The organism is Streptomyces sp. NBC_01298 (genome assembly GCF_035978755.1).
GTDB lineage: Bacteria > Actinomycetota > Actinomycetes > Streptomycetales > Streptomycetaceae > Streptomyces.
Genome location: NZ_CP108414.1, coordinates 7491129 through 7505878 on the forward strand (window position 1 = coordinate 7491129; position 14750 = coordinate 7505878).

The 14750-nt window shown below is 64.9% G+C and carries 8 protein-coding genes and 3 rRNA genes; 9 read left to right on the forward strand and 2 right to left on the reverse strand.

Annotated elements, in window-relative coordinates; genetic code table 11:
- The first annotated feature begins 6 nt into the window (after positions 1-6).
- The gene (locus OG730_RS34095) at positions 7-930 is read left to right on the forward strand and encodes a DUF8829 domain-containing protein (RefSeq protein WP_327307834.1); all 924 of its coding nucleotides are present in this window, start codon (positions 7-9) and stop codon (positions 928-930) included.
- Positions 931-1012: 82 nt separating this feature from the next.
- Here OG730_RS34095 and ptsP read toward each other — a convergent pair whose 3' ends face one another.
- Both ptsP and OG730_RS34105 read right to left on the reverse strand, forming a co-directional pair.
- The gene (ptsP, locus tag OG730_RS34100) at positions 1013-2683 is read right to left on the reverse strand and encodes a phosphoenolpyruvate--protein phosphotransferase (RefSeq protein WP_327307835.1); all 1671 of its coding nucleotides are present in this window, start codon (positions 2681-2683) and stop codon (positions 1013-1015) included.
- 71 nt (positions 2684-2754) lie between these two features.
- A complete protein-coding gene (locus OG730_RS34105) occupies positions 2755-3204 on the reverse strand; it encodes a PTS sugar transporter subunit IIA (RefSeq protein ID WP_327307836.1) in 450 nt (149 codons plus the stop codon).
- A gap of 740 nt (positions 3205-3944) precedes the next feature.
- Between OG730_RS34105 and OG730_RS34110 the strand changes: the two genes are divergently transcribed.
- The 8 genes from OG730_RS34110 to OG730_RS34145 all read left to right on the forward strand — a co-directional run bounded on the left by OG730_RS34110 (position 3945) and on the right by OG730_RS34145 (position 14608).
- Positions 3945-5469, forward strand: a 16S ribosomal RNA gene (locus OG730_RS34110).
- Positions 5470-5752: 283 nt separating this feature from the next.
- A 23S ribosomal RNA gene (locus OG730_RS34115) occupies positions 5753-8875 on the forward strand.
- 74 nt (positions 8876-8949) lie between these two features.
- A 5S ribosomal RNA gene (gene rrf, locus OG730_RS34120) occupies positions 8950-9067 on the forward strand.
- Together the 16S, 23S and 5S rRNA genes form the textbook arrangement of a ribosomal RNA operon.
- Positions 9068-9197: 130 nt before the next feature.
- Positions 9198-9788 carry a cardiolipin synthase ClsA gene (locus OG730_RS34125; protein ID WP_250745186.1) on the forward strand — a complete coding sequence of 197 codons (591 nt, stop codon included), beginning with the start codon at positions 9198-9200 and terminating at the stop codon, positions 9786-9788.
- 99 nt (positions 9789-9887) lie between these two features.
- Complete coding sequence (locus tag OG730_RS34130; RefSeq protein ID WP_327307837.1) at positions 9888-12383, forward strand: sugar phosphate nucleotidyltransferase; 2496 nt, start codon at positions 9888-9890, stop codon at positions 12381-12383.
- A 133-nt stretch (positions 12384-12516) separates the two neighbouring features.
- Positions 12517-13419, forward strand: coding sequence for a DUF881 domain-containing protein (locus OG730_RS34135; protein ID WP_327307838.1), 903 nt, complete (start codon positions 12517-12519; stop codon positions 13417-13419).
- Complete coding sequence (locus OG730_RS34140; protein ID WP_112452698.1) at positions 13416-13748, forward strand: small basic family protein; 333 nt, start codon at positions 13416-13418, stop codon at positions 13746-13748. Before OG730_RS34135 ends, OG730_RS34140 begins: the two co-directional genes overlap by 4 nt.
- Before the next feature lie 5 nt (positions 13749-13753).
- Positions 13754-14608, forward strand: coding sequence for a DUF881 domain-containing protein (locus tag OG730_RS34145; RefSeq protein WP_442815112.1), 855 nt, complete (start codon positions 13754-13756; stop codon positions 14606-14608).
- Positions 14609-14750 lie beyond the last annotated feature (142 nt).

Here is a 14750-nt window from a genome sequence, read left to right on the forward strand (position 1 = left end):
GGAACCATGCGCCGCTCGAACGACACCGGAACCCGCACCACCCCACCGCGCCCCGTCCGCGCCGGCAGGCGCCGCACCCTGCGCCGCGAAGTCCCCAGCACCGTCGGCCTCCTGGCCGACGCCGGGGACTTCGCGGCCATGCGTGGATACCGCAGCTTCGCCTTCGACGACCACCGCGACTACCTGGACCACGTGGACCGGCTGCTCCGCTCCCTCGCGGCCCAGGGCATCCACACCACGGTCGCCCTCTTCGACCCGGTGGAGTACGCCGACTTCTGCGCGGACCGCGGACTGGCCCCGGACTCCGCCGGGTCCCGCACCCGCTTCACCGCCGAGCTGGGCGCCGCCACCGGCGGCCTCCCGTATGCCGGCCAGCCCATCGACGAACTGGTCCCGCTCCTCGTGGACGCGGCCGTCCGCCGGGCCACCTGGGAGTACGCCGGCTCGCTGCTGGCCGAAGTGGGCCGCTGCGCCGACTGCGGGGAGGACATCGGGACCGCCTCCCTGGAGCGCGCCGCCGAGGCGCTCCGGCGCCTGGTGGACGGGGCCGGCCCGGGCCACCACCACCTGGTGTGCAGCGTCCCGGCGCGGCACGAACAGCTCGTGGCGGTCCTGCACGCCGACACCGGGGAAGGCCCCCGCGACCGGCCCCGCGTGGACGGCCGCGACGGCCTGGACTTCGTGACCGTCCTCGCCGCGGGCCTGGCCCTCGGCGGACCCGGGGGACTGGTCCTGCGCACCACCACCGAGGGCGACCGGGACCGCGTCCACGGCTGGCGCCTGGACCGGGGCCGCCTGGTACCCCTCTCGGCGGCGGCCGTCTTCAACGCCTACTGCACCGACGCCGACACCGGAGAACCCGTGGGCCCCGAGCCCGGCGTCGAGTACTGCCCCGGCTACGAGGTGGACGACCCGGGCCCGCACCACTGAGCCCGGCGCACCCCGCCCACCCGGCGACGACCGAGGGGCCCCCGCCACCGGCGAAGGCCCCTCGAACGTCGGTCTTCTCGAACTACTCGCCGGACAGGACCGCCTGGGCGGCCACCCGGGCCTCCTCGGCGCTGTCCGCGGCACGCGCGGCGGCAGCCGCACGCTCGCACTGCGCGAGGGAGTACTTGGCCAGCGTCGCCCGCACGTAGGGAATCGAAGCGGCACCCATCGAAAGAGAGGTGACACCCAGCCCCGTCAGCACACAGGCCAGCAGCGGGTCGGAGGCGGCCTCGCCACAGACGCCACAGCTCTTGCCCTCGGCCCTGGCGGCATCGGCCGACATGGCGATCAGGTCGAGCAGCGCGGGCTGCCACGGGTCCTGCAGCCGCGATACGGCACCGACCTGACGGTCGGCGGCGAAGGCGTACTGGGCCAGGTCGTTGGTCCCCAGCGAGAGGAACTCGACCTCCTGGAGGATCGAGCGCGCCCGCAGCGCGGCGGAGGGGATCTCCACCATCGCACCGAACTTCGCCTTCAGACCGGCCTCGCGGCACGCGTCCGCGAACGCCTTGGCGTCGATGCGGTCGGCCACCATCGGGGCCATGACCTCGAGGTAGACCGGCAGCCCCTCGGCGGCCTTGGCCAGCGCGGTGAGCTGCGTACGCAGCACGTCCGGGTGGTCGAGCAGCGAACGCAGGCCACGGACACCCAGAGCCGGGTTCGGCTCGTCGGCCGGGGTCAGGAAGTCCAGCGGCTTGTCGGCGCCGGCATCCAGAACGCGTACGACCACACGACCCTCGGGGAAGGCTTCGAGGACCTTGCGGTACGACTCGACCTGCTTCTCCTCGGTCGGCGCGTGCTTGCTGTCGTCCAGGAAGAGGAACTCGGTGCGGAACAGGCCCACACCCTCGGCCCCGGCATCGACGGCCGCCGGCACGTCCGCCGGACCGCCGATGTTGGCGAGCAGCGGCACCTTGTGACCGTCGGACGTCGCGCCCGGACCGGACGACGCGGAGAGGGCGGCCTTGCGCTCGGCGGCCGAGGCCTCCAGCTCGGCCCGCTTCGCCGCGCTCGGCTCCACGAACAGGTCGCCGGTGCTGCCGTCGACGGCGATGACCGTACCCTCGGCGATCTCACCGGCACCCGGCAGCGCCACGATGGCCGGCACGCCCAGCGCCCGCGCGAGGATCGCGCTGTGGCTGGTCGGGCCACCTTCCTCGGTCACGAAGCCGAGGACCAGCGCCGGGTCGAGCAGAGCGGTGTCCGCGGGAGCCAGGTCCCGCGCGATCAGCACGTACGGCTCGTCACTGTCGGGCACACCCGGCATCGGCACGCCGAGCAGGCGCGCGACGATGCGGTTGCGCACGTCGTCCAGGTCGGCCACCCGGCCGGCCATGTACTCACCGGCACCGGCGAGCAGGTCACGGTAGGCGGCGAACGCGTCGTACACACCGCGCTCGGCGGTGCTGCCGACGGCGATCCGCCGGTCGACGTCCGCCATGAGCTCGGGGTCCGTGGCGATCATCGCCTGGGCCTCGAGCACGTGCTGGGCCTCGCCACCGGCCAGCTGGCCCCGGGCGATCAGGTCGGCCGATACAGCTTCCACGGCCTGACGGGCGCGCCCCTGTTCGCGCTCCGCCTCGTCCGCGGTGATCTGCTTCGCCGGCGGTTCGAGAACCGCCGTGCCCATGTGCCGAACCTCGCCGATCGCCACACCGTGGCTCACGCCGACGCCTCGCAGCGTTGTCTCCATTTCACCTGTCTCCGATTGAGCGGCGGGTCCACCCGCCGCGTTGGATGTGCCAGTGCGTCTAGAAGGCGAGGTCACTGCCAGCCGAAGAGAGCGTCCCCGGCCTTGACGTCTCCGGCCTCGACCACGCCGGACAGGGAGTCGGCAGTCGCTTCAAGTGCCACGACGGGGCAGATGGGGGACTTGCCGGCGGCCTCGACCGCGGCGGGGTCCCAACGAATGACCTCCTGGCCGCGGGTCACGGTGTCGCCCTTGTTGACGAGCAGCTCGAAGCCCTCGCCGTTGAGCTGAACGGTGTCGATGCCCAGGTGCGTGAGGACACCGTGGCCCTCGCTGTCGACTACGACGTACGCGTGCGGGTGCAGGGAGACGACTACACCGTCTACGGGCGACACCGCCGCCGAAGGCTCGCGCACGGGATCAATGGCGGTGCCCGGTCCCACCATCGCGCCGGAGAACACCGGATCGGGCACTGCCGCGAGTCCGATGGCGGTCCCGGCAAGTGGGGACGTCACGCTGGTCATGGGGGCCTCCCAGGGGTGGGGCTTCGTCGTGTCGCCGTCACTACCTGTCGCGAACGGCGTACTCTCCAGAAGGATAAGTCACAAGATGTTCGGGTTCGCCCGATGTTGGTCCCGAACCGGACTGGTCCTTCGGCACGGAGACTAGTGGACTAGACCGGTGGACTAGACCATACGCCTGAATCGATTTGCCTGGGCTGTGGTGGACCTGTACTGTCGTGACTCCCGCCAGGAGGCCCCGCGTGAACATTTCGCAAACGGCCGATGGACGGGACTCCTCCTCTCTTTAGTTCTGATCTTGACCTGTCCTTCTTTCCGCATGCCTATTTGGCAATTCGGAGAGTGGTCAGAGAGCAAGAAAAGGACTGATAGAGTCGGACTCGCCGGAAAGGGAAAACGCGAAAGCGGATGACCTGGAAGGCGGGAAACAAGCGAGACAGACTCTGATAGAGTCTGAAACGCAAGAACAGAACAGAACGAAAGCCCGGAGGAAAACCCGCGAGGGTGAGTACAAAGGAAGCGTCCGTTCCTTGAGAACTCAACAGCGTGCCAAAAATCAACGCCAAAAAGTTGATACCCCGTCCATTTCGGTGGATGAGGTTCCTTTGAAAAAGACCTGTGAGGTCGCGGTTCTGCCGTGATGCTTGCAGGCAATTACACAGCGAGGACGCAGTGGACGGTCGGTCTTATTCCGACATGACTGTCCCGCTCTAAGTGCGTGTGCACCCGATTACGGGTAAACATTCATGGAGAGTTTGATCCTGGCTCAGGACGAACGCTGGCGGCGTGCTTAACACATGCAAGTCGAACGATGAAGCCCTTCGGGGTGGATTAGTGGCGAACGGGTGAGTAACACGTGGGCAATCTGCCCTTCACTCTGGGACAAGCCCTGGAAACGGGGTCTAATACCGGATAACACTCCTGCCTGCATGGGCGGGGGTTAAAAGCTCCGGCGGTGAAGGATGAGCCCGCGGCCTATCAGCTTGTTGGTGGGGTAATGGCCCACCAAGGCGACGACGGGTAGCCGGCCTGAGAGGGCGACCGGCCACACTGGGACTGAGACACGGCCCAGACTCCTACGGGAGGCAGCAGTGGGGAATATTGCACAATGGGCGAAAGCCTGATGCAGCGACGCCGCGTGAGGGATGACGGCCTTCGGGTTGTAAACCTCTTTCAGCAGGGAAGAAGCGAAAGTGACGGTACCTGCAGAAGAAGCGCCGGCTAACTACGTGCCAGCAGCCGCGGTAATACGTAGGGCGCAAGCGTTGTCCGGAATTATTGGGCGTAAAGAGCTCGTAGGCGGCTTGTCACGTCGGATGTGAAAGCCCGAGGCTTAACCTCGGGTCTGCATTCGATACGGGCTAGCTAGAGTGTGGTAGGGGAGATCGGAATTCCTGGTGTAGCGGTGAAATGCGCAGATATCAGGAGGAACACCGGTGGCGAAGGCGGATCTCTGGGCCATTACTGACGCTGAGGAGCGAAAGCGTGGGGAGCGAACAGGATTAGATACCCTGGTAGTCCACGCCGTAAACGTTGGGAACTAGGTGTTGGCGACATTCCACGTCGTCGGTGCCGCAGCTAACGCATTAAGTTCCCCGCCTGGGGAGTACGGCCGCAAGGCTAAAACTCAAAGGAATTGACGGGGGCCCGCACAAGCAGCGGAGCATGTGGCTTAATTCGACGCAACGCGAAGAACCTTACCAAGGCTTGACATATACCGGAAAGCATTAGAGATAGTGCCCCCCTTGTGGTCGGTATACAGGTGGTGCATGGCTGTCGTCAGCTCGTGTCGTGAGATGTTGGGTTAAGTCCCGCAACGAGCGCAACCCTTGTCCTGTGTTGCCAGCATGCCCTTCGGGGTGATGGGGACTCACAGGAGACCGCCGGGGTCAACTCGGAGGAAGGTGGGGACGACGTCAAGTCATCATGCCCCTTATGTCTTGGGCTGCACACGTGCTACAATGGCCGGTACAATGAGCTGCGATACCGTGAGGTGGAGCGAATCTCAAAAAGCCGGTCTCAGTTCGGATTGGGGTCTGCAACTCGACCCCATGAAGTCGGAGTTGCTAGTAATCGCAGATCAGCATTGCTGCGGTGAATACGTTCCCGGGCCTTGTACACACCGCCCGTCACGTCACGAAAGTCGGTAACACCCGAAGCCGGTGGCCCAACCCGTAAGGGAGGGAGCTGTCGAAGGTGGGACTGGCGATTGGGACGAAGTCGTAACAAGGTAGCCGTACCGGAAGGTGCGGCTGGATCACCTCCTTTCTAAGGAGCACAGTACCGATTGCAGACAAACGTTCTGCACGGTCAGCTCAGGGTGGAACGTTGATTAGTTGGCACGGTTTCCTGGATGGATCACAAGTACTGCTTCGGCGTGGAAAGTGACTCACTGACGGGGGATCGTGCTTGGCACGTTGTTGGGTATCTGAGGGTACGGCCGAAAGGTCTTATCTTCGTGATGCCGGCCCCAGTGAACTTCGTCTCCGGACGAGGGTGATGGGTGACTGGTCGTTGCTTGAGAACTACACAGTGGACGCGAGCATCTGTAGGCCAAGTTTTTAAGGGCGCACGGTGGATGCCTTGGCACCAGGAACCGATGAAGGACGTGAGAGGCCGCGATAGGCCCCGGGGAGCTGCCAACTGAGCTTTGATCCGGGGGTGTCCGAATGGGGAAACCCGGCAGTCGTCATGGGCTGTCACCCATGCCTGAACACATAGGGCATGTGGAGGGAACGCGGGGAAGTGAAACATCTCAGTACCCGCAGGAAGAGAAAACAACCGTGATTCCGGGAGTAGTGGCGAGCGAAACCGGATGAGGCCAAACCGTATGCGTGTGATACCCGGCAGGGGTTGCGCATGCGGGGTTGTGGGAATTCTTTTGATCGGTCTGCCGGCCGGTCGGCGAGTCAGAAACCGTTGATGTAGTCGAAGGACATGCGAAAGGTCCGGCGTAGAGGGTAAGACCCCCGTAGACGAAACATTAACGGCTTGCTTAAGAATCTCCCAAGTAGCACGGGGCCCGAGAAATCCCGTGTGAATCTGGCGGGACCACCCGCTAAGCCTAAATATTCCCTGGTGACCGATAGCGGATAGTACCGTGAGGGAATGGTGAAAAGTACCGCGGGAGCGGAGTGAAATAGTACCTGAAACCGTGTGCCTACAAGCCGTGGGAGCGTCGCCGTTATTCTTCGGAATAACGGTCGTGACTGCGTGCCTTTTGAAGAATGAGCCTGCGAGTTAGCGGTGTGTAGCGAGGTTAACCCGTGTGGGGAAGCCGTAGCGAAAGCGAGTCCGAATAGGGCGATTGAGTTGCACGCTCTAGACCCGAAGCGGAGTGATCTAGCCATGGGCAGGTTGAAGCGGAGGTAAGACTTCGTGGAGGACCGAACCCACCAGGGTTGAAAACCTGGGGGATGACCTGTGGTTAGGGGTGAAAGGCCAATCAAACTCCGTGATAGCTGGTTCTCCCCGAAATGCATTTAGGTGCAGCGTCACGTGTTTCTTGCCGGAGGTAGAGCACTGGATAGGCGATGGGCCCTACCGGGTTACTGACCTTAGCCAAACTCCGAATGCCGGTAAGTGAGAGCGTGGCAGTGAGACTGTGGGGGATAAGCTCCATGGTCGAGAGGGAAACAGCCCAGAGCATCGACTAAGGCCCCTAAGCGTACGCTAAGTGGGAAAGGATGTGGAGTCGCAGAGACAACCAGGAGGTTGGCTTAGAAGCAGCCACCCTTGAAAGAGTGCGTAATAGCTCACTGGTCAAGTGATTCCGCGCCGACAATGTAGCGGGGCTCAAGCGTACCGCCGAAGTCGTGTCATTGCAGCAATAGGGCCAACGCCCGCTGTGATGGGTAGGGGAGCGTCGTGTGCCGGGTGAAGCAGCAGCGGAAGCTAGTTGTGGACGGTTCACGAGTGAGAATGCAGGCATGAGTAGCGATACACACGTGAGAAACGTGTGCGCCGATTGACTAAGGGTTCCTGGGTCAAGCTGATCTGCCCAGGGTAAGTCGGGACCTAAGGCGAGGCCGACAGGCGTAGTCGATGGACAACCGGTTGATATTCCGGTACCCGCTTTGAAACGCCCAATATCGAATCAGGCGATGCTAAGCCCGTGAAGCCGTTCCGGACCCTTCGGGGAAAGGAAAGTGGTGGAGCCGGTGACCCAGACTTGTAGTAGGTAAGCGATGGGGTGACGCAGGAAGGTAGTCCAGCCCGGGCGGTGGTAGTCCCGGGGTAAGGGTGTAGGCCGAGGGGTAGGCAAATCCGTCCCTCATTAAGGCTGAGACCTGATGCCGAGCCGATTGTGGTGAAGTGGATGATCCTATGCTGTCGAGAAAAGCCTCTAGCGAGTTTCATGGCGGCCCGTACCCTAAACCGACTCAGGTGGTCAGGTAGAGAATACCGAGGCGTTCGGGTGAACTATGGTTAAGGAACTCGGCAAAATGCCCCCGTAACTTCGGGAGAAGGGGGGCCATCACTGGTGATCGGATTTACTCCGTGAGCTGGGGGTGGCCGCAGAGACCAGCGAGAAGCGACTGTTTACTAAAAACACAGGTCCGTGCGAAGCCGTAAGGCGATGTATACGGACTGACGCCTGCCCGGTGCTGGAACGTTAAGGGGACCGGTTAGTCACATTTCGGTGTGGCGAAGCTGAGAACTTAAGCGCCAGTAAACGGCGGTGGTAACTATAACCATCCTAAGGTAGCGAAATTCCTTGTCGGGTAAGTTCCGACCTGCACGAATGGCGTAACGACTTCTCGACTGTCTCAACCATAGGCCCGGTGAAATTGCACTACGAGTAAAGATGCTCGTTTCGCGCAGCAGGACGGAAAGACCCCGGGACCTTTACTATAGTTTGATATTGGTGTTCGGTTCGGCTTGTGTAGGATAGGTGGGAGACTTTGAAGCGGCCACGCCAGTGGTTGTGGAGTCGTCGTTGAAATACCACTCTGGTCGTGCTGGATGTCTAACCTCGGTCCGTGATCCGGATCAGGGACAGTGTCTGATGGGTAGTTTAACTGGGGCGGTTGCCTCCCAAAAAGTAACGGAGGCGCCCAAAGGTTCCCTCAGCCTGGTTGGCAATCAGGTGTTGAGTGTAAGTGCACAAGGGAGCTTGACTGTGAGACCGACGGGTCGAGCAGGGACGAAAGTCGGGACTAGTGATCCGGCGGTGGCTTGTGGAAGCGCCGTCGCTCAACGGATAAAAGGTACCCCGGGGATAACAGGCTGATCTTCCCCAAGAGTCCATATCGACGGGATGGTTTGGCACCTCGATGTCGGCTCGTCGCATCCTGGGGCTGGAGTCGGTCCCAAGGGTTGGGCTGTTCGCCCATTAAAGCGGTACGCGAGCTGGGTTTAGAACGTCGTGAGACAGTTCGGTCCCTATCCGCTGTGCGCGTAGGAATATTGAGAAGGGCTGTCCCTAGTACGAGAGGACCGGGACGGACGAACCTCTGGTGTGCCAGTTGTCCTGCCAAGGGCATGGCTGGTTGGCTACGTTCGGGAGGGATAACCGCTGAAAGCATCTAAGCGGGAAGCCTGCTTCAAGATGAGTATTCCCACCTCCTTGAGAGGGTAAGGCTCCCAGTAGACGACTGGGTTGATAGGCCAGATGTGGAAGCCCGGTAACGGGTGGAGCTGACTGGTACTAATAGGCCGAGGGCTTGTCCTCAGTTGCTCGCGTCCACTGTGTTAGTTCTGAAGTAACGAACTGTGCTCATATCCGGTTGGTTAACTTCATAGTGTTTCGGTGGTCATAGCGTTAGGGAAACGCCCGGTTTACATTCCGAACCCGGAAGCTAAGCCTTTCAGCGCCGATGGTACTGCAGGGGGGACCCTGTGGGAGAGTAGGACGCCGCCGAACAATTATTGTAGAGAGCCCCGTACCAGGGAACTGGTACGGGGCTTTTCTGCGTTTACGGGGCGGTGCACCGGCTCCTGTAGGGTCAGGGGGCATCGTTCGACATTTCTACAGTCACAGTGGAGGCCCCCGGGTGGAGGTCCAGGAGACTCGGGTTCAGACTGACCGAATTTTCACCATTCCGAACATCCTGAGCATGGCTCGCCTCGCCGGCGTACCCCTGTTCCTGTGGCTGATCCTGGCCGAGCACGACGGCTGGGCTCTTGCCGTCCTCATGCTCAGCGGGATCAGCGACTACCTGGACGGGAAGCTGGCACGGCGCTGGAATCAGATCAGCAGCCTCGGCCGGCTGCTGGATCCCGCCGCGGACCGGCTCTACATCCTGTCCACCCTGTTCGGTCTCACGTACCGCGAGATTCTGCCGCTCTGGCTCACCGGGGCGCTGCTCGCGCGTGAGCTGATGCTGCTGGTCATGGTCTGGATCCTGCGCCGGCACGGCTATCCGCCGCCCCAGGTCAACTTCCTCGGGAAGGCCGCGACCTTCAACCTGATGTACGCGTTCCCCTTCCTCCTGGTGAGCACCTGGTCGGGTTGGTTGGCCTGGATGGGGTCAGTTTTCGGATGGGCGTTCGCCGGATGGGGTACAACCCTCTATTGGTGGGCAGGAGTCCTTTACGTGGTACAAGTCCGCCGGCTGGTGAAGGCGGACGCCACGGCCGATTGAGCTCGCTCGGCGCATGACTGACGCGGGGGAGTGGTCCAGTCACCGTCCGGGACGGGTGAGGTCGGCGATACGCCGTCTCTCAAGGAGGACTCTTCCGACATGAAGGCCGTCGTGATGGCTGGTGGCGAAGGCACTCGGCTTCGCCCCATGACCTCAAGCATGCCCAAGCCGCTCCTGCCGGTGGCGAACCGGCCGATCATGGAGCACGTGCTCAGGCTGCTCAAGCGGCATGGGCTCAGCGAAACCGTGGTCACCGTGCAGTTCCTGGCGTCGCTCGTCCGGAATTACTTCGGTGACGGCGAGGAGCTCGGTATGGAGCTCACCTATGCCAACGAGGAGAAGCCACTCGGGACCGCCGGCAGCGTGAAGAACGCCGAGGAGGCTCTGAAGGACGACACCTTCCTCGTCATCTCCGGCGACGCGCTCACCGACTTCGACCTGACCGACCTGATCCGTTTCCACAAGGAGAAGGGCGGCCTCGTCACGGTGTGCCTCACCCGCGTGCCGAATCCGCTGGAATTCGGCATCACCATCGTGGACGAGGAAGGCAAGGTCGAGCGCTTCCTGGAGAAGCCGACGTGGGGCCAGGTGTTCTCGGACACCATCAACACCGGCATCTACGTCATGGAGCCGGAGATCTTCGACTACGTGGACGCGGACGTCTCGGTCGACTGGTCCGGGGACGTCTTCCCGCAGCTGATGAAGGAAGGCCGGCCCATCTACGGCTACGTCGCCGAGGGCTACTGGGAGGACGTCGGCACCCACGAGAGCTACGTCAAGGCCCAGGCCGACGTGCTCGAGGGCAAGGTCCAGGTCGACATGGACGGCTTCGAGATCTCCCCGGGCGTGTGGATCGCCGAAGGGGCCGAGGTGAGCCCCGACGCGGTGCTGCGCGGGCCGCTGTACATCGGGGACTACGCCAAGGTCGAGGCCGGGGTGGAGATCCGCGAGCACACCGTCATCGGATCGAACGTCGTCGTGAAGAGCGGTGCCTTCCTGCACAAGGCCGTCGTGCACGACAACGTGTACATCGGGCCGCACAGCAATCTCCGCGGCTGTGTCATCGGCAAGAACACCGACATCATGCGGGCCGCCCGGATCGAGGACGGGGCCGTCATCGGCGACGAGTGCCTCGTCGGCGAGGAATCGATCATCCAGGGGAACGTGCGGGTCTACCCCTTCAAGACGATCGAGGCGGGCGCCTTCGTCAACACCTCTGTCATCTGGGAGTCCCGGGGGCAGGCACATCTGTTCGGGGCGCGCGGGGTCACCGGGATCCTCAACGTGGAGATCACCCCGGAGCTGGTGGTCCGGCTGGCCGGTGCCTATGCGACGACCCTGAAGAAGGGGGCGACGGTCACCACGGCCCGCGACCACTCCAGGGGTGCGCGAGCGCTCAAGCGGGCCGTGATCTCGGCGCTCCAGGCCAGCGCCATCAACGTCCGGGACCTGGAGAACGTACCGCTGCCCGTGGCGCGGCAGCAGACCGCGCGCGGCAGCGCCGGCGGGATCGTGCTGCGGACCTCGCCCGGAGTGCCCGACTCCGTCGACATCATGTTCCTCGACGAGCGCGGGGCGGACCTCTCCCTCCAGCAGCAGCGCAAGCTCGACCGGGTCTACGCGCGCCAGGAGTACCGGCGGGCCTTCCCCGGAGAGATCGGTGACCTGCAGTTCCCGGGAAGCGTCTTCGACGCCTACACCGGCTCGCTGCTGCGGCGCGTGGACACCACCGGGGTCGCGGACTCCGGGCTCAAGGTGGTCGTGGACGCCTCCAACGGCAGCGCCGGCCTGGTGCTGCCCAGCCTGCTGGGCCGGCTCGGGGTGGACGCCCTCACCGTCAACCCGGGACTCGACGAGTCCCGGCCCACCGAGAGCACCGAATCCCGCCGGGCGGGACTGGTGCGGCTCGGGGAGATCGTGGCGTCCTCGCGGGCCGCGTTCGGAGTGCGCTTCGACCCGGTGGGCGAGCGGATCTCCCTCGTGGACGAGCGCGGCCGCATCATCGAGGACGACCGGGCCCTGCTGGTGCTGCTCGACCTGGTGGCCGCCGAGAAGCGCAGCGGCAAGGTGGCGCTGCCGGTGACCACGACCCGGATCGCCGAGCAGGTGGCGGCGTACCACGGGACCCAGGTGGAGTGGACGACGACCTCGCCCGACGACCTGACGCGGGTGGGCCGGGCGGAGAACACCATCTTCGGTGGTGACGGGCGGGGCGGATTCATCGTCCCCGAGTTCAGCAGCGTCTTCGACGGCTCGGCCGCCTTCGTGCAGTTGATCGGGCTGGTGGCCCGGACACAGCTCACGCTGAGCCAGATCGATGCCCGCATCCCGCGGGCGCACGTGCTCAAGCGGGACGTGCCGACCCCGTGGGCGGTGAAGGGGCTCGTCATGCGGCGGGTCGTGGAGGCGGCCGGGGACCGGCAGGTGGACACCACCGACGGGGTGCGGGTCGTGGAGGCCGACGGACGGTGGGCGCTGGTGCTGCCGGATCCGGCGGAGGCGGTCACGCACCTGTGGGCGGAGGGACCCGACGACGCGTCCGCGCAGGCGCTGCTGGACGACTGGGCAGCGGTGGTGGACGGCGCCGGGAACTGAGCCGCCCGCGGGTGAGGGCGTAGGCCGCGACGGAGCGGCGTAGGGCCTGAAGTCCGGTGGAGCGGGCGGGGCGTAGGTCCCGTCCGCTCCACCGGGCGTCCGCATTCGGTGGGAGCGGCGCCGACATGCGACGATGTGCGGCATGTCGCAGCCGCCCCACAACCGCAGTTCGGTACCTCCGGCGCGGCCGGACGCCTCCATGTCGCTGCTGACGCACGTGATGGACCACTCCCTCGACGAGGGCTACGCGGAGGCTTCGGCCCGGCGCGAGGCCGAGGGCACCTCCGGCCTGCCGCGGACCCTCAAGGCCAAGCTGGGTCTGGCCGCCGGGCTCGTGCTCGCCGCCAGCGTCGTCACCCTGGGCGCCGCGCAGGCACGGGCGACCGCGCCGGTGCTGGCCAAGGAGCGTCAGGAACTCATCGACCGGGTCGAACGGGCCGACGCGCACGCGGACGGTCTGGAGCGGGACATCGAGCGGCTCCGGGCCACCGTCGCGGACCGCCAGCGCGAGGCGCTCAAGCAGCACGGCGGCGAACAGGGCCAGCTCGTGGCGCTGCTGTCGGGAGCCACCGAGGTGCACGGGCCAGGGGTCAAGCTGACCGTGGACGATGCCAAGGGCTCGTCGACCGGAGACGGCTCCGCGCCGCGCGAGAGCGCCGGATTCTCGGACACCGGGCGGCTCCGCGACCGCGATATGCAGAAGATCGTCAACGGGCTGTGGCAGTCGGGGGCGGAAGCGATCTCGATCAACGGGCAGCGGCTGACGTCGCTCTCGGCGATCCGGGCCGCGGGTGACGCGATACTGGTCGACAACAGGCCGCTGGTGCCGCCGTACGAAGTGCTGGCGATCGGCGACAAGAAGCGCCTCGGGACCGCGTTCCAGGACTCCGCGGACGGCCAGTACCTGCACGTGCTGCAGGAGAACTACGGCATCCGCTACACCTTGTCGTCCGAGGCAGAGATGCGCCTTCCGGCCGCGTCGAGCCTGACCGTACGTACGGCTACAGCAGCAGAGCAGCAGAAGGGTGCATCGTGATCGCGGTACTGGGCCTCGTGGTCGGAGTGGTGGTCGGACTTCTCGTCCGCCCCGAAGTGCCGGCCGTGGTGGAGCCTTATCTGCCGATCGCCGTGGTCGCGGCGCTGGACGCGGTGTTCGGAGGCCTGCGCGCGATGCTGGACGGCATCTTCGTGGACAAGGTCTTCGTGGTGTCGTTCCTGTCGAACGTGGTCGTGGCGGCGCTGATCGTCTTCCTCGGCGACAAGCTGGGCGTCGGCTCGCAGCTGTCCACGGGTGTGGTGGTCGTCCTCGGCATCCGCATCTTCTCCAACGCCGCGGCCATCCGCCGGCACGTGTTCCGGGCGTGAGGCCGATGAGTACGAACGACACCCCGCCCGAGGAGCCGACGGCCGGGCCCGTGGGCCAGGAGCCCGATCCCGGAGCCGCGCCGGCCGGGGCCGCTCAGCCCGGAGCGGCGCAGGCCCGTCCCGTTGAGGCCGGACCCCAGGAGACCGGCCGGCAGCGGCTGGCGGCCGGGTTGTGGCCGCCGCGGGTGAGCCGGGCCCAACTGATCGTCGCGGTGCTGCTGTTCGTCCTGGGGCTCGGTCTGGCCATCCAGGTACGGTCGAACAGCGACTCCAGCGCGCTGCGCGGTGCCCGTCAGGAGGACCTCGTACGGATCCTCGACGAGCTGGACGGGCGGACCAAGCGGCTGGAGGACGAGAAGCAGAAGCTCGACGACCAGCGGCGGGAGCTGGAGAGCAGCTCCAACCAGGCCGAGGAGGCCCGGAAGCAGACCGTGGAGAAGGAGCGCCAACTCGGGATCCTGGCCGGTACGGTGGCCGCGCAGGGTCCGGGAATCGTGCTGAAGATCACGGACCCCAAGGGTCAGGTGTCGTCGGACAAGCTGCTGGACACCCTCCAGGAGCTGCGGGCGGCCGGTGCCGAGGCGATCCAGATCAACGGGGTGCGGATCGTGGCGGACTCGTACTTCTCGGACGAGGAGGACGGGGTCGCGATCGACGGTAAGAAGATCACACAGCCCTACGAGTTCAAGGTGATCGGCAAACCGCAGGATCTGGAACCGGCGCTCAACATTCCCGGTGGCGTCGTCCAGTCGCTGGAGAAGGAGCAGGCCGTCGTCAGCGTCACACGTCCGGCGAAGATCATTGTGGATGCCTTGCGGGCTGCGAAGCAGCCTGACTACGCTCGGTCGTCATCGTCGTGATGCGGGAGGTGCGGGAGAGCGGCTCACGCGGGCGGATGCCTGCGGGGGGTCGAGGCGCCGAAGTCGCGGTGCGTGGTGGAAACTGTCTGATGGTTACGGACGTTGTAAGTATGTCCGGGTCGGCAGGTGTTGCATTCGGAGT